Consider the following 14478-nt stretch of genomic DNA (forward strand, 5'->3'; position numbering starts at 1 on the left):
GTGCAATTGGATTTATTGATGTTGCGACTCGGAAATCGTGCCATTCTGCTATCGGCACGTCCGTGCGCCGGCGCTGGGCGTCAATGGCCAGGGTACAGCTGCGACAACTGGGGCAGTTGTTCGGTCACGAGCTGTGCCAGCGGCGCCCCCAGCAACAGGCCACCCAGGCCGCAGGCGGCGATGACGACCATCGCCAGCGCGATCGACATGACGAAGCGGCGGTTCGGCACGCGCAGCACGAACGGCAGGTTGATCGCGACGCTGGCCAGCGACGCGAGGATCGCGCCGGTGGCCGCCGCCTCCAGCGTGAGTTTGCCGTCGGCGGCAAGGCTGGCCGCGGCCGCGACGGCACTGGCGCTCGATACCGCGCCGCCCAAGACGCTGACCAGATAGAAGCCCGCGTTGCCGAAGTACTTCTGCGTCAGCACGCCGACGATGTGCAGCAGCAGGAAGACCAGGCCGTACTTCAACGCGCTCCACAGCGAGAACGGCAGCATGATCTGGTTGTCCTGCGGATCGGCGCCCGGCGGAGTCTGCAGTGCCGGACCGCGCCGCCGCGCGAATACGAAGAATGCGCTGGCCGCGAGCATGCCGGCGAACGCTCCCGTGCCCGCGACCGCGACGGCCGGTGCCAGCAGCGCGAGGATCACGGCATTGCGCATCACCATTGCCGCGGTCGCCAGCAGGATGCCGCGGTAGGCCGCCGCGGCCACGGCGCCGGCGGCCTGGACGCCGATCCGCGACGCCAGCTCGTTGACGGTGACGCTGCTGTTGACGAGGCCGCCGAGGAAGCCGGCGATCGCCACGCCACGCGTGCCGAACGCCTTCCACAGCACGTAGTTGACGAAGCCGATGCCGGCGATCAGGATCACGGTCGCCCACGCTGCGCGCGGCTGGATCAGGCCCATCGGCCCGATGCTGCCGATCGGCAGCGCCGGGTAGATCACGATCGCCAGAATGGCCAGCAGCAGCGCGGAACGCAGCTCGCCTTCCGTCAGGCCGATCGAGAAGCCTTGCAGGATGTCCTTCCATGCCAGCAGGGCCGTCGACGACACCATGATCGCGGCAGGCGTCAGCGTATGCCCCTTGCCGCACAGGATGCCGGCGATGCACGTGACGAGCATCGCCGCCGACGTCGTCAGCTCCGTACCTTCGTGCGTGCGCATATCCTGCAGGTTCAGGAAGACCGTCAGCAAGCCAGTCAGGCACAGCACGATATAGGCGTAGGTGTCGCCCAGCGACGCGCCGACGGCCCCCAGTACGGCAATGAAACCGAACGTGCGCAGGCCCGCTTCCTTCTTGCGGCGCTCCCGCTCCAGTCCGATCAACAGGCCGAGCGCCAGCGCCAGCGCGAAGCGCGTCAGCATTTCGAGATACGGCCAGTCCGGCACCACCTGCGCGGTGGCGGTGACGGCGGCAATGGTCGGGATCGAACTCATGAGCCGACTGTAACGCCGAACGGCGCGCACCGCCCACACGTTTTGTGGCGCGGCAATGCTGTGCGGCGAAAAAATCCCTTGGGCTAAGATGATATTTCAGATAACAAGGAGGCATCATGCAGAACGACGACAAACAGCGTCCGGGCCAGCCGACGATCCACACGCACCTGCCGGATTCGGTGCCGCCCGAGGACGTGAAGAAAATCGTGGGCGAACCGGTGCCGCATGGCGCCGACTACAACTCGCCGCCGCCGCGCGGTGCGGCCAAGTCGATGGGCAGCGGGCTGGACGAATCGGTCGGCGGGCCGGGCCTGGGCACCGACCCGATGGAGCGCGGCCTGGCCGCGACGCGGCGCGACCAGGACACCCGCGCGGATGACCGGCACATGGGCAACCTGCAGCAAGGCGGGCAGCAAGCGCAGTCCGGGCAGGGGAGCCAGCAATCGCAGTCGGGGCAAGGTGGCCAGCAGTCGCAGGCCGGCCAGTCCGCCGCGCCCGGCAATGCCCAGCGTGACGCGGGCTCCCGCTCTGAAGGCTTGCTGCCCCGTAGCGGCGAGACCGACGGCCGCTATGACGTGGCGGAAGAAGTGAGCCTCGACCAGCAGTCCGACCAGGCCCGCCGCGTCGGCAGCATGGAGGAAGCTGCGAAGGGCCCGCACGGCGACCAGCTGGCCGATGCCGTCGCCCGCACCGTGGGCAAGGGCGCCGACAAGGGCCCAGGCAAGGGCTGATCGCCGGGGTCCGTTGTAATTTGTCCGCTGCCGCCTGGGCAGCGGATCGGTGCGCCCGTACCGATGCCGAACCGCCGCTCCACGCGGTGTCGCGTTGCTACAACCGTGTATTCGGGGAATTTTTTTCAGTAACTTTTAAGCTGCGTCAAGTCGCCATTCGCGCGCGGCGCTTGCATGGCTGCCTATACTGCAAGCTATCGTGCGGCGCAGCCTGCGCCGCCATTGCGAGGGAGGCTTCCATGCGTCAGGACCCGCTGTTGGCGAGCATCGGCGGCATGCTGCGCAAGTTCAAGCGTGCCGAGGCCTGGCTGCGTCATGCCGGCTTACCCACGTTCCTTGCCCGGGTGCCGATCTGGCTGCTGTGCGTGCACTACTGCCTGATGATGAAAGGGAAGACGGGGCGCATCGCCCGCATCGGCCACAAGATCGACCGCTGGCTCGACACGATCACGGAACTGTCGCGCCACGAGAAGGCCCGCATCGAATTGATCGACGTCGACAGCGGCATGCGCAACGACATCGAATCGACGAAGAAAACGCTGCTGTTGTTGCGCGAGCTGTGCGTGGACGTCGGCACGCTGTTCGGCAGCATCGGCTTCCGCTCGCGCATCCTCGACCGCACCCAGCGCGAATTCCTGGCCGTCGTCGACGAATCCTGTGGTACCGCGACCACGTTACAGCGCGCGCTGGAACTGCACGACGCACGGGCGCTGGCATTACTGCGGCAAATGCACGACCGGGAGCGCGAGGCGTCGCGCGACGCCGGCAAGGCAGAAAACACCGCAAACGCCGTCGATGCTGAAAACGCCGTCAACGCCGTCAACGCTGTCAACGCCGTCAATGCTGAAAATGTCGCCAACGCCGTCAACGCCGTCAGTGCTGAAAATGCCGCCAACGTCGCCAATGCTGCAAATGCCGCCTACGTCACCAAAGCCGCCAACGTCGCGAACGTCGCAAAAGCCGCCAAGGCCGACAGTCGCGAAGGCGGCCACTGGGATAGCATCGAGAACGCAGGCACGGAAGCCGCGCCGCACCCCCATTCCATTCCCTCTACCGCCAGCACTGCCGCCATCACCGTAGCCACTGCCACCGCGGCCAGCACTGCCAGCACTGCCAGCACCGCCACCACCACGGCTGCCACGGCAGCCGTGCCGGCACCCGCCGTCGTCAAAGTCTGATTTCCTCGCTCGGGCGCCAAGCCCGGTCCCGAGTCACGCCGGGACGTGACCGCCGGCATACCCTGCCGGCCGCACCGGTTTGCAACGTGTCCAGGCGATGGGTGAAGAGGGGGACCGCCGCCATTGCGTCGCTGTTTGGTGCAGGTCACGTCCGCCGTGATCGCGCGTGCAGCGCCGCCGTCATGGCCGCGGTGTGATCACCTGCAGGCCACCGTGCGATACTGCACAGAAGAATCAGTGTGCTTTCGACAAGATCAACAGCCAGCGGCCGAACAGCAGGATCTCGATATGGCCCGGCTGCACGCCGGTATCGCATTCGATGATCGGGTTCACCGCATAGAAGCGCTTGCGAAAATCGCGGCAGACCAGCATCTCACGTTTGCCGAAGCGGACCAGAAAGGACATGGGGGCGTATTCGAGGCCGAAGCGGGACTCAAAGCGGGAACCGATGCCGGTATTGATGGTTGCCATGACAATTCCTTTGTAAAAAACACCGCGCACGGCCGGCTGGGGAGCCGAGGGAGAGCGATGCATATTGTTACGTACTGGTTTCGTAAGGTTTGGCAAGACCCGGTGCTTCGGACGTCGTGCTTAGGAACTCGTGCTTTCGAATTCGTGCTTTCGAATTCGTTTTGAAACTCGTCCTTGAACTCGTGTTCCCGCTGCCGCCGGTGCCAGGTTACTGCTCACTGATGAGAAGCATATCACAAACTACTGTACATAAACACAGGGCTGTATGAAAACGCAGGTATTTTTGCCAACCGTTGTATTTCCGCAAAACCCATGAGCCGGATCGCCTACGGAAAACTCATCCGCTTCATCGAGGCGCGCCTGAGCCCCGGCGGCGAGCTGGGGCTGCACCTGACCGCCGGCGTCGCCTTGCTCGTCACCGCCGTCGCCGTGTTTCGCGAGATCGCCGAGGCGGTCGGCGAACAGGACGACATCGCGCGCTTCGACGGCCACGTGGCGCAGTGGTTCAACACCCATGCGTTCGAGCCGTTGACGACGATCATGTTCGGCATCACGCACCTGCACGGCATCCCCGCGATGAGCATCGCGGCCGCCTTGCTGGCGCTGTGGTTCTGGCGCAAGGGCGCGCCTTACTGGGTGTTGTCGGTGGCCGTTTCGGTTCCCGGCGGCATGCTGCTGAACGTGCTGTTGAAGTACACCTACGAGCGGCCGCGGCCCGCGTTCGACGAGCCCTTGCTGACGCTCGCCACCTACAGCTTCCCCAGCGGGCATACCGCCGCCGCGACCTTGTTCTATGGGCTGCTCGCCAGCTATGTCGTGACGACGTCGCCCAGCTGGCGGCGCCGCTGCCTGGCGGTGGTGGCCGCTTGCGCGATGGTGCTGCTGGTCGCTTTCAGCCGCGTGTACCTGGGCGCCCATTACGTGTCCGACGTGCTGGCCGCGATGGCCGAGAGCGCGGGCTGGCTGGCGATCTGCATCACCGCCGTATCGACGTTGCGACGCCGCCGGGCGGCGCGGCGGGACCAATGATGGCCGACGCCGTCGTCGTCATCAATGCGGGGGCCGGTACGGGCTACGATGCCGCGTGGGCCGCGGCGCTGCGCGACAAGTTCGCGCAAGCGGGACTGGCCGCCGAGGTGACGCTGGCCCATACGGGCGAGGAGGCGGTGCAGGCTGCGCGCGACGCTGTCGGGCGGGGTATCGGCATCGTTGTCGCGGGCGGCGGGGACGGCACGCAGAACGCCATTGCCGCGGTGCTGGTCGATACGTCCACCGCGCTGGGCGTGCTGCCGCTCGGCACGCTGAATCACTTCGCCAAGGACCTGAACATCCCGCTGACGCTGGAAGACGCGGTTGCCACGATCGCCCACGGCCGGCGGCAGGCCGTCGACGTGGGCGAGGTGAACGGCCGCATCTTCCTGAACAATTCCAGCCTCGGCCTGTATCCGGACATCGTGCGCGAACGCGTGCGGCAGCAGCGCCTGCGCGGACGCGGCAAATGGCCGGCATTCTTCTGGGCGAGCCTGTCGGCGTTGCGGCGCTATCCTTTCCTGAGCCTGCGGCTGCACGTGCACGGCGACGAGCATGCGCGGCGCACGCCATTCGTCTTCATCGGCAATAATGCGTACACGATGCAGGGCCTGAACATCGGCGTGCGCGAACGGCTCGATGGCGGATGCCTGAGCCTGTACGTGGCGCAGCGGCCGACGCGGCTTGGTCTGGTGCGGCTGGCCTGCCATGCCCTGCTGGGGCGGCTGGAGCGGGTCCCCGACTTCGACGTGCTGGTGGCCGAGGACCTGACGATCCACAGCCGGCGCAAGCTGCTGCGCGTCGCCACCGACGGCGAGGTGACGCTGCTGGCGCCCCCATTGACCTACCGTTCGCGTCCCGGTGCGCTGACGGTCATCGTGCCACGTCAGGAGCGCTGATTGTCAGCGCCTCTCAAGGAGGAATCATGCGTACCCTCGTTCACCTGTCCGACATCCACTTCGGCCGCGTCGACGACCGCCTGCTCGCCCCGCTGCGCGCGACGGTCGAGGCGGTGCAGCCGCACGTCGTCGTCGTATCCGGCGACCTGACGCAGCGCGCCCGCAGTGCCCAGTTCCAGGCCGCGCGCGCGTGGCTCGACACGTTGCCGCAGCCGCAGATCGTCGTGCCGGGCAATCACGACATCCCGCTGTACAACGTGGCCGCGCGCTTCCTGACGCCGCTGACGAAGTACCGCCGCTACATCACGCCGAACCTGGCGCCGGAATACGTGGACGACGAGATCGCGGTGATGGGCCTGAACACGGCGCGCTCGCTGACGATCAAGGACGGCCGCGTGAACCGCGACCAGGTGGCGCGCCTGCAGGAACGGATGGCGAAGGTGGACCAGCGCCTGACCCGCATCGTCGTCACGCACCACCCGTTCGACCTGCCGGAACAGTTCGACGAGGACGACCTGGTCGACCGCGCGCCGATGGCGATGGAAGCGTTCGCCCGTTGCGGCGTCGACCTGCTGCTGGCGGGCCACCTGCACGCGAGCCATTCGGGCAACAGCGCGCGGCGCTACAAGATCGCCGGCTACGCGGCACTGGTCGTCCAGGCCGGCACGGCCACGTCGACGCGGGGCAGGGGAGAAACGAATTCGTTCAACGTGCTGCGCATCGACCAGGAAGAGATCCAGGTGGAGCGCTATGGCTGGAAGGAAGAGACCGGAGCGTTCGAAGTGGTGACGATCGAAGTATTCCGCCGCGCCGGCAACAGCTGGCAACCGCTCGGCACGACGCCGGACATGCCGGAAGCGATCACAAGCAGCGAGACGGTGGCGCCGCAGACCGTCAGCGGCTGAGCCCGTGTCCTGCTGGGGTCAGACCCCGACAGGACACGGCCACGGCAGTCATATTGACGAGCTTGTGTCCTGTGGGGGGTCTGACCCCAGCGATGGGGTGACTGGACACGGGCTCAGGAGTAACTACAGCCAGTAATCCCAGAACTGCGACGCCCATTCCTTCATTCGCATCAGCAGCGGCCGGCCGCGCCAGTCGCGCAGCGTGACTTCCTTCGAGTTGCGCAAGTCTTCGCGGAACGCGTTGTCCATTTCCTTGCCGAACGCGTCGCCCAGCACGATCACGTTGACCTCGGCGTTGTGCATGAAGCTGCGGCGGTCGATGTTGGCCGAGCCCACCGTCGACCACACGCCGTCGATGACCATCGTCTTCGCGTGCAGCACCGCCAGCTTCAGCTCGTGGATCTTGACGCCGCCGTCGAGCAGTTTGTCGTACAGCGCGCGGCCGGCGTGGAACACCATGCCGCTGTCGGACACGCTGGGCAGCACCAGCTGCACGTCCACGCCCCGTTTCGCCGCGTCGATCAGCGCCTGCAGCGTCTGGTCGTCCGGCACGAAGTAGGCGCATGTGATGTGGATCGATTTCTTTGCTTCCTGGATCGCCAGCAGCATCGCCTTGTAGATCTCGTAGCGGCCGCCCGGCTCGCTGCCGAGGATGCGCACGACCTTGTCGCCGGCGATCGTCGGCGTCGGGAAGTATTCCGCTTCGCGGAGGTCGTCCGCGTCCTGGCCTGTCCAGTGGCCGATGAACAGCCACTGCATCGCCTGCACGGCGGGGCCTTCGATGCGCACGTGGGTGTCGCGCCAGCCGACGTCCTTCTCGCTGCGGGCGCGCGACTTCGAGCGGAACGGCGAGCTCTTCGAGTAGGTGTCGCTGATGTTGATGCCGCCCGTGAAGCCGATCTTGCCGTCGACGATCAGCATCTTTCGGTGGTCGCGGTTGTTCACCTTCCAGCCGTTGCCGCGCACCTTGGCCGGGTTGACGGGGTTGTAGGGGACCAGGTGGATGCCGGCCGCGCGCATCCTGTCGAAGAACTCCTGCGGCACCGTCAGCGTGCCCACGCTGTCGTAGATCACGTTGACGACGACGCCGGCCTTCTGCTTCTCGATCAACAGGTCGGCGAATTTCTCGCCCAGCTCGTCCTGGTCGAAGATGTACGTCTCGAAGTTGATGTTGTTCTTCGCGCCGGAGATGGCCTTCATCATCTCGGCCATCGTCACGGGGCCGTCGAACAGCAGCTTGACCTGGTTGCCGGCGATCAGCGGCACGCCCGTCGCCGCTTCCTCCAGCGCGGCCTGCTGCTTCAGGTCCAGCGTGTTCTTGCTCCAGCGCTTGGCCAGCAGCGCCTTGGTGCGGTCCGGCGACAGCGCACCCGCCACGGATTTGACGACGGGCACCTTGCCCGCTTCGGCCTTCGTCTTGTCCGGGTCGACGGTGGGCAGCGATGCGCACGCGACCAGGCTCCACCCCGCCAGGATGACGGCCAGCCAGTGCCGTGGTCTCCAACGTTTCATTTGCTCTCCTTCGTCCCGATGAAAAAGTCGACCGGCGCACGCCGCAGGCGGTTGCCCAGCGCGCGCAGCAACAGGAAGCCGTGTTCGAACGGAATGCGCCGCGCGCGCAACGCCACCCACAGGGCCAGGCCGAAACTGACCAGCAGGTTGACGGTGCCGATCGCGAGGAATCCGATAACGGACGTCACAACCAGTTGCCAGCTCACATTGTGATCCAAGCCGACCAGGGCTGTCGCAAAGTTGGCGGATGAGAAGGTAACGTGGCGGATGTCGATGGGCAGCCCCAGCAGCAGGCCCAGCGCGCTGGCCATGCCGAGCATGATGCCGAAGTAGAAGTTGCCCATGATGCTGCCCAGGTTGTGCTCCAGGTAGCGGCCCAGGCGGTCCGTACGGTCCTGGCCGATCAGCGCCGCCAGCCCGCGCAGCTGCGAGATGCGGCGGCCCCAGCGCGTGTACAGCGCCTGGTTGTCGTAGTAGCCGGAAATCAGGCCGGCCAGGAACAGGCACACGCCCGCGATCGCCGCGTAGAACAGCGCCGGCGTGTGAATCGGATCGATGTCGTGCAGCAGGTGCATCGCCTTCTCCGGCGTGACGAGGTGATGCCCGCTGAACTGGCGCCAGCACCAGGCGATCAGCCACGCGGTCGGCAGCGCCGTCGCGATATTGCCCAGCACGGCCGTGACCTGGGTGCGAAATACCTTGTTGATCAACTCGGCCAGGCTGTCCAGGTCGATGTGGCGGCCGTCCCGGCTTTGCAGGCTGGCGGCGATGCGCGACGCCGTCATCGCCGGCTGTTTCGTCGCCACCGTGAAGTGCAGCAGGTGGATGAACACGAAGCCCAGCGAGTAATTCATCGAGAACAGGAAAGCCTCGACGAGCGGCGCGGCGCGTAACGTGCCAAGCAGGATCTTGAACAGCGCCATGAAGCCGACGACCACGCCGGCGCCGGCGGCGGACAGGAACATGCCCAGCAGCTCGCCCCGGTTCTCGGCGATGTAGTGCTCGCCCGTGCGGCTGGCGTTCTCCGTCACGTTACGGGCCAGCAGGTGGATGTTGTCGCGGAACAGGTCGCGCACCGTGTACTTGTTGTTGTGCGCTTCGATCAGCTCGAGCGCCATGGCCAGTGTGGCCGCGCGGCGCTGCACCTGCCGCTCGGTGGGCGCGCGGTGCGGCATCGCGGCGGCCCTCACCGCTTCCAGGTCCACTGTCGGCGGAGGCGGCAGTTCGCCGGACACGTCGACGAGGAACAGCAGCTTGCGCATCCGGTCGATGCTCTGCGTCAGCGTCACGAGCAGGTACGTCAACGCGATCGTCGTGCCCTGCACGAGCGCCTTGCGGCGGATCTTGGCGACCACCGCGTCGCACTGGTCGAGCATCACCAGCAGGTGCTTCGCATCGTCCAGTTCCACGTCGGCGCCGCCCAGCATCTTTTCGTAACCATCGAGGTAGTGGACGACCTCGCGGTTCTGCACGAGGAACGGCGACGCGAATTCCTCCATCTCGGTATGGAAGTTCGTCAGCTTCGGTTCCAGCCCGATCGCCGCGACGCGGTAGGACAGCGTGCGGATCGCTTCGAGCATCCCCGGCAGCATGATGATCCGGTCGCGGCGGGTGAACAGCGTGTCGAACAGGTCCAGCCAGTCGGCCGCCGGCACGGCGCTGATCCAGCACCAGTCGCTGCGCTTGTACAGTACTTCGTCGAGCAGGTCGGCCAGGTATTCGTCGCCCAGCGCGGGCGGCAGCAGCCGGTAGGCGACGCGGCGTTTCAGTTCGGTAAAGAAGCCGTCGTTGGACAGCACGCCGACCTCGCTGTACAGGCTGGCGTGGCGGCGGCCGCGCAGCAGGCGCAGCACATAGGCGCGCAGCTGGCCGGCGTGCCCGGCATTGCCTTTCAGGAGTTGCGTGAGGGTGCGGACGTTGGCGGCGGCACGGATGTGATTGCCGCGGCGGCGGGGCCGCAGCTGATCGACGAGGGCGACCAGCGCGGCAGTGCCCGTCGTGCGTTCATCGATGCTGTCGAGGATGGCGAGCATGCGGTACTTCGTGAGCAAAGGTCACATTGTACCGCTCAACCGTAACAGCTCTGTACGGCAGCGAACCGACAGTCGTGGATGCCTTTCGGTCATGTGGCGGGAACGACGCGTTTCCGTGCCAGCCGGTCAACAGCTCTGCATTTTCAGGTAGCCGATCCGGCCGATGAGGTATATGGTGAATGCACGATAGTCCTATTTTTTGTGAGTCTCCGCACAGAGTTTGATGCAGGGGCGGCAGTAAGCTTGCACCAGCTTTAGGAAAAGCACGAAAGGTGGCGGGACCGAGCCGATCGGTTGTCAGACTTGACCTAGAGACCTATCATGAAGACCCAGTTGATCGCACTGGCGTGCCTCGGCCCCCTGGCAGCGCTGGCGCAGGAATCCTCGTCGATCCAGGTGTATGGCGTGCTGGATGCAGGGGCCGTGTCCGAACACGACTGCCGCAATGGTGCTTGTACCAGCACCAAGATTTCGCCCGGCGTGTCCACCGGTTCCGTTCTCGGCTTTTCCGGCCGCGAAGACATCGGCAACAACACGCGGGCCATCTTCACGCTCGAAGCGGGCGTGCGCAACGATACCGGCCAGTCCGACCAGAACGGCCGGCTGTTCGGCAGCCAGGCTTACGTGGGCCTGGCCAACCGTTGGGGCTCGTTCACTGTGGGCCGCCAGTACGACGTCGGCTATGAAACGCTGGTCGAAGTGGCCGACCCGTTCCATGGCGGCATGGCCGGCACGGCGACAAACCTGATGGGCAACGGCGCCAAGCGCTCCGACAACGCGATCAAGTACCGCTCCAGTGTGCTGCGCGGCTTCGTGGCGAGTGCCATCTACAGCTTCGGCGAATCGGCATTCAGCACGTCGCGCAACCGCGCCTACGGTGCAATGATCGGCTACGAAGGCGGGCCCGTCTCGCTGCGCGCCGCGTACCAGCGCAAGAACAACTTCCTGCAGGGGCAGGGCTCGACGGCACCCGTCGACCTGTCGTCGCGCAATTCGCTCGTCGCGGCCAATCTGCACCTGTCGAAGTCCGCCACCGTGTATGCCGCGTATGCGGTGAACCGGGGCGTCGGCAGCTCGCCGTGGGACCAGGACAATCCGTATGGCGCGCTCGTGCTGGCATCGCCATCGACACGCACTAACGATGCGCTGGCCGGCGTGTCGTTCTCCAGCGGCGCGGCAACGTACATGGTGTCGTACATCCGCAAGGACGACCGCACGCTGGCGAACATGGATGCGGACCAGCTGGCCGTCGGCATGACGTATGCGATGTCCAAGCGCACGGCATTCTATGCCGCGTACGCGAAGATCAAGGACCACAACGGCGCCCCCTACACGGTGGGCAATTTCAGCGAGCAGGGCAAGGGACGCAGCGCATTCAACCTCGGCCTGCGCCACGCATTCTGATGTTCACGTCGCCGCGCGCGGGAAAGGCGCGGCGGTGCTGACGAACGCATCCCCGGGCGGGAATGCGGCGTTCAACGGATCGGCGGGGTATCGCCGCAGTCTGCAGCGAGCCAGCGCCCGGTGCTTTCCACCGTCATGTGCTGCGTCTGGCCCTGGGCCGCGCTGTCCACGTTCATCCGCATCGAGTAGCCCTGGTCGCCGTCGAAGATCACCTGGCCGGTGCCGGACGATTGCGGCTTGCTGCACTTGAAGCTCACGTTCAAGCCGCCTGGTACGGGAGTCTGGTTCGTCGTGCACTGGCCGGGCTGGCCGGACGGCAGGCGCGGGTTTTCCGCCTGCTCCTTCGTCATGCAGAAGTTCACCTTCACGCCGCCGCCCTCGGCCAGGTTCATCTTCACGCCATGCTGGGCCAGCATCTGGTCGAGTGCACGGCGCTGCTCGGGCGGCATGTTCGCCATCTGCTGCTGCGCCATCGCCAGCGCCTGCATCGTCTCCGGATTCGCCGCGGCGACCTTGCTGGTCATTTCCCATAACCCCGGTTTCAGCGATGCGGCATGGGCGGCCGCCGGCAGCAGCGCGGCGGCAACGAGGAGGGCGGGCAGGCGTGGCGTGCTCATGATGGCTCCTTGGATCAGGTGCGTGGTGCAGGTTCGGCGACGTAGATCTCGACGCGGCGGTTGCGGGCGCGGCCCGCATTGTCGTCGTTCGACGCGATCGGTTCGCGCGCACCCTTGCCTTCGACGACGACACGGGTCGGCGACACGCCGCGCGAAGCGAGGTAGTCGCGCGTATGCGAGGCGCGCTCGACGGACAGCGGCTGGTTGATCGCATCGTTGCCCGTGCTGTCCGTGTGACCGATGATCGTCACGGTGGCGGACGGGTTCTCGTTCAGCGTGGTCGCGAAGCGGTCCAGGATCGGGCGGAAGTTGTCCTTGATGTCGGCCCGGTTCGTGTCGAACGAGATGTCGCTGGGGATCTCCATCTTCAGGCGGTTGTCCGCCGTCTGCGACACCTGCACGCCGGTGCCGCGCGTGGCCTGTTCCATCGCCTGCTTCTGGTTCTCCATCCGCTTCGACCAGATGTTGCCGACGACGGCGCCGGCCGCCGCACCGAGCACGGCACCGCCGGCCGTGCGGCCGCCACCGCCGCCACCCGTCGCGGCACCGAGGATCGCGCCGATGCCGGCACCGACCCCCGCGCCCGTCGCCGTGCCGCGCTGCTCGGCGTTCATGTCGGCGCAGCCGGTGGCGCCCAATGTCATCGCGACGGCCAGCGTGCCGGCCACACCCTTGGCCAGTGCCGTGCGGATTGCGTCGTTCAGCATGTTCATCGTTGTTCCTCCTTGTCGTTCATTGTAGTCGCACACACAAAAGAAAGCGGCGCTGCACGGGCGTGCAGCGCCGCTCCGGGGGTTAGTCTAACTAAACGCCCCGTCCACTGATCAGACGGAGCAGGATCATGATGATCGCCACGACCAGCAGGATGTGGATGAAGCCGCCGATGGTGTAGGAGGTCACCAGACCCAGCAGCCAAAGAATAATAAGTACTACAGCAATGGTATAAAGCATGATCGTGTCCTCTCATCTCGGGTTTATGTATGTCCGGCTCGCGCCGTCATGCTTGCAGTATGCGACCCCTGATACTGCGCTTCTGTACGGTGACGTACAATCTTGGCAAGACATTTATTTTTGTCCGGGCCGCGGCACCCAGCCCAGCATGCCCAACAGACCGGTGATGCCGAACAGGCCGACCACCAGCCCACCCGTCAGCAGCACCAGCACGGTCAGCTCGGGCGAACCGCCGTCGGCCGATTCCAGTTCCGCATATCCCAGTCGTGCCAGCAGCAGCCCGGCAGCAATGATCCAGCCCCACAGCATCCTGTTCATGTGTCCTCCCGTTTGCCCCGGCGGGGGCGTTGTCTTCGTTGTCGTGAATCCATTGTCGGGTTGGCTGGACAGGATGCTCTGTTCGATGGCACACAGAGCGAAAAAAAGCCCCGCGCGGGTGGCGGGGCTGTGACGGAACAACAACGGTTTCAACGTGATTGCAACTGGCCATTGACGACCTTCACCTGGTCGCCGCCCCGCCAGACGGGCGAGTCGGTATGGAATGTGCGCAGCTCGCCGTCGTGCATGCGCACCGTGACGTCGTAGCGCTTGGTTGCCTTCATATTGCCTTCGACCTGGTTGCCGACGACGGCGCCGCCGATCGCACCGGCGATCGTGGCGAGGTCGCGGCCGCGGCCGTCGCCGACCTGCCGGCCCAGCAAGCCGCCGACGACGGCGCCACCCGCCGCGCCCATGCCGCTGCCTTGCGCACGGGTTTTGACTTCGTTGACGGATTCAACGATGCCGCAGCTCTTGCAGACCGGGGCCGCCGCCTGCTTGCGGACGGTTTCCTTGTAGTGCGCGCGCTCTTCTTCGCGTTCGCGCTTGAGCGTCTCGTCGCGGCCGCGCGACGCGACGCGGGGCTCTTCGGCCGGCGGTACCACGGGCGCGGCCAGCACGCCGGAGCTGCCGGTACTGCCGCCCACCGACGCGCCCGATGTGACGCTCTGGCCGTTGATCGTGCCCGCGCCGGCCGCGTACTGGCTCGATTGGGTCGCCGCCGTCGGTGCGGTGTAAGGGGCCGTCGCCAGCTGGTCGGCCGACGGGCGCACCAGCTGTTCGGGACGGCCGCTTTGCGCGGAGGAGGGCAGCCAGCCCATCAGGGCAGCGATGCCGACGCCGCAGAACAGGATCAGCACGACGGCGGCAATGATGAAGACGGCCGGCACGTTGTGCCTGGTGGGAGGAGTGCTCGGATGGTTCATGACGTGTCCTTGTAATGTATGGCGGCCTCTTGGCCTGATGTGACGATTGTCCTGCCGCACCGGCA

The 14478-nt window shown here is 66.0% G+C and carries 15 protein-coding genes; 6 read left to right on the forward strand and 9 right to left on the reverse strand.

Translation table 11 applies throughout. The annotated features are described in order from the left end of the window. Positions 1-80 precede the first annotated feature (80 nt). Positions 81-1439, reverse strand: a complete 1359-nt coding sequence (locus IP92_RS21785) for an MgtC/SapB family protein (protein ID WP_145879080.1) — start codon at positions 1437-1439, stop codon at positions 81-83. Between the two features lie 116 nt (positions 1440-1555). On the opposite strand from IP92_RS21785, the gene IP92_RS21790 reads away from it, so the two are divergent. Further along, complete coding sequence (locus IP92_RS21790) at positions 1556-2170, forward strand: hypothetical protein (protein WP_145879082.1); 615 nt, start codon at positions 1556-1558, stop codon at positions 2168-2170. A 239-nt stretch (positions 2171-2409) separates the two neighbouring features. Continuing rightward, positions 2410-3348, forward strand: a complete 939-nt coding sequence (locus IP92_RS21795; protein WP_145879084.1) for a hypothetical protein — start codon at positions 2410-2412, stop codon at positions 3346-3348. Positions 3349-3582: 234 nt separating this feature from the next. On the opposite strand, the gene IP92_RS21800 is transcribed toward IP92_RS21795, so the two are convergent. Then, a complete protein-coding gene (locus IP92_RS21800) occupies positions 3583-3819 on the reverse strand; it encodes a hypothetical protein (RefSeq protein WP_145879086.1) in 237 nt (78 codons plus the stop codon). Between the two features lie 312 nt (positions 3820-4131). Here IP92_RS21800 and IP92_RS21805 point away from each other — a divergent pair, with 312 nt between their 5' ends. Genes IP92_RS21805 through IP92_RS21815 form a run of 3 tightly spaced genes read left to right on the forward strand, consistent with a single transcriptional unit; the run spans position 4132 to position 6652 of the window. Beyond that, positions 4132-4848 carry a phosphatase PAP2 family protein gene (locus tag IP92_RS21805; protein ID WP_145879088.1) on the forward strand — a complete coding sequence of 239 codons (717 nt, stop codon included), beginning with the start codon at positions 4132-4134 and terminating at the stop codon, positions 4846-4848. Next, entirely contained in the window at positions 4845-5747 is a 903-nt protein-coding gene (locus IP92_RS21810) for a diacylglycerol/lipid kinase family protein (protein ID WP_229418908.1), read from the forward strand. Before IP92_RS21805 ends, IP92_RS21810 begins: the two co-directional genes overlap by 4 nt. A gap of 26 nt (positions 5748-5773) precedes the next feature. Then, positions 5774-6652, forward strand: coding sequence for a metallophosphoesterase family protein (locus IP92_RS21815; protein ID WP_145879090.1), 879 nt, complete (start codon positions 5774-5776; stop codon positions 6650-6652). A 123-nt stretch (positions 6653-6775) separates the two neighbouring features. Here IP92_RS21815 and cls read toward each other — a convergent pair whose 3' ends face one another. Together cls and IP92_RS21825 are read right to left on the reverse strand one after the other, a co-directional pair. Continuing rightward, the gene (gene cls, locus IP92_RS21820; RefSeq protein ID WP_145879092.1) at positions 6776-8164 is read right to left on the reverse strand and encodes a cardiolipin synthase; all 1389 of its coding nucleotides are present in this window, start codon (positions 8162-8164) and stop codon (positions 6776-6778) included. Then, on the reverse strand, positions 8161-10197 hold the full coding sequence (locus tag IP92_RS21825) for a site-specific recombinase (protein WP_145879095.1): 2037 nt from the start codon (positions 10195-10197) through the stop codon (positions 8161-8163). Before IP92_RS21825 ends, cls begins: the two co-directional genes overlap by 4 nt. A gap of 321 nt (positions 10198-10518) precedes the next feature. Between IP92_RS21825 and IP92_RS21830 the strand changes: the two genes are divergently transcribed. Then, positions 10519-11601, forward strand: a complete 1083-nt coding sequence (locus tag IP92_RS21830; RefSeq protein ID WP_145879097.1) for a porin — start codon at positions 10519-10521, stop codon at positions 11599-11601. Positions 11602-11672: 71 nt separating this feature from the next. On the opposite strand, the gene IP92_RS21835 is transcribed toward IP92_RS21830, so the two are convergent. From IP92_RS21835 to IP92_RS21855, 5 genes are all read right to left on the reverse strand, one after another. Continuing rightward, on the reverse strand, positions 11673-12218 hold the full coding sequence (locus tag IP92_RS21835; protein WP_229418909.1) for a DUF3617 domain-containing protein: 546 nt from the start codon (positions 12216-12218) through the stop codon (positions 11673-11675). 14 nt (positions 12219-12232) lie between these two features. Beyond that, a complete protein-coding gene (locus IP92_RS21840; RefSeq protein ID WP_145879312.1) occupies positions 12233-12925 on the reverse strand; it encodes a YiaD family glycine zipper/OmpA-like lipoprotein in 693 nt (230 codons plus the stop codon). A gap of 97 nt (positions 12926-13022) precedes the next feature. After that, on the reverse strand, positions 13023-13169 hold the full coding sequence (locus IP92_RS21845) for a lmo0937 family membrane protein (RefSeq protein ID WP_145879099.1): 147 nt from the start codon (positions 13167-13169) through the stop codon (positions 13023-13025). Between the two features lie 114 nt (positions 13170-13283). Continuing rightward, positions 13284-13487, reverse strand: a complete 204-nt coding sequence (locus IP92_RS21850; RefSeq protein WP_145879101.1) for a hypothetical protein — start codon at positions 13485-13487, stop codon at positions 13284-13286. A 149-nt stretch (positions 13488-13636) separates the two neighbouring features. Beyond that, positions 13637-14413 carry an outer membrane lipoprotein gene (locus tag IP92_RS21855; RefSeq protein WP_229418910.1) on the reverse strand — a complete coding sequence of 259 codons (777 nt, stop codon included), beginning with the start codon at positions 14411-14413 and terminating at the stop codon, positions 13637-13639. Positions 14414-14478: the final 65 nt, after the last annotated feature.

Origin of the sequence: Pseudoduganella flava, assembly GCF_007830495.1 — a bacterium.
In the GTDB taxonomy this organism is placed as follows: domain Bacteria; phylum Pseudomonadota; class Gammaproteobacteria; order Burkholderiales; family Burkholderiaceae_D; genus Rugamonas; species Rugamonas flava.

What these genes read in the sequence shown, in the direction of transcription:
- IP92_RS21840 (WP_145879312.1), bottom strand. Translation starts at nt 12,925, where the DNA reads ATGCTGAACGACGCAATCCGCACGGCACTGGCCAAGGGTGTGGCCGGC.
- IP92_RS21835 (WP_229418909.1), bottom strand. Translation starts at nt 12,218, where the DNA reads ATGAGCACGCCACGCCTGCCCGCCCTCCTCGTTGCCGCCGCGCTGCTG.
- IP92_RS21800 (WP_145879086.1), bottom strand. Translation starts at nt 3,819, where the DNA reads ATGGCAACCATCAATACCGGCATCGGTTCCCGCTTTGAGTCCCGCTTC.
- IP92_RS21795 (WP_145879084.1), top strand. Translation starts at nt 2,410, where the DNA reads ATGCGTCAGGACCCGCTGTTGGCGAGCATCGGCGGCATGCTGCGCAAG.
- IP92_RS21815 (WP_145879090.1), top strand. Translation starts at nt 5,774, where the DNA reads ATGCGTACCCTCGTTCACCTGTCCGACATCCACTTCGGCCGCGTCGAC.
- IP92_RS21785 (WP_145879080.1), bottom strand. Translation starts at nt 1,439, where the DNA reads ATGAGTTCGATCCCGACCATTGCCGCCGTCACCGCCACCGCGCAGGTG.
- IP92_RS21810 (WP_229418908.1), top strand. Translation starts at nt 4,845, where the DNA reads ATGATGGCCGACGCCGTCGTCGTCATCAATGCGGGGGCCGGTACGGGC.
- IP92_RS21825 (WP_145879095.1), bottom strand. Translation starts at nt 10,197, where the DNA reads ATGCTCGCCATCCTCGACAGCATCGATGAACGCACGACGGGCACTGCC.
- IP92_RS21790 (WP_145879082.1), top strand. Translation starts at nt 1,556, where the DNA reads ATGCAGAACGACGACAAACAGCGTCCGGGCCAGCCGACGATCCACACG.
- IP92_RS21855 (WP_229418910.1), bottom strand. Translation starts at nt 14,413, where the DNA reads ATGAACCATCCGAGCACTCCTCCCACCAGGCACAACGTGCCGGCCGTC.
- IP92_RS21850 (WP_145879101.1), bottom strand. Translation starts at nt 13,487, where the DNA reads ATGAACAGGATGCTGTGGGGCTGGATCATTGCTGCCGGGCTGCTGCTG.
- cls (WP_145879092.1), bottom strand. Translation starts at nt 8,164, where the DNA reads ATGAAACGTTGGAGACCACGGCACTGGCTGGCCGTCATCCTGGCGGGG.
- IP92_RS21830 (WP_145879097.1), top strand. Translation starts at nt 10,519, where the DNA reads ATGAAGACCCAGTTGATCGCACTGGCGTGCCTCGGCCCCCTGGCAGCG.
- IP92_RS21845 (WP_145879099.1), bottom strand. Translation starts at nt 13,169, where the DNA reads ATGCTTTATACCATTGCTGTAGTACTTATTATTCTTTGGCTGCTGGGT.
- IP92_RS21805 (WP_145879088.1), top strand. Translation starts at nt 4,132, where the DNA reads ATGAGCCGGATCGCCTACGGAAAACTCATCCGCTTCATCGAGGCGCGC.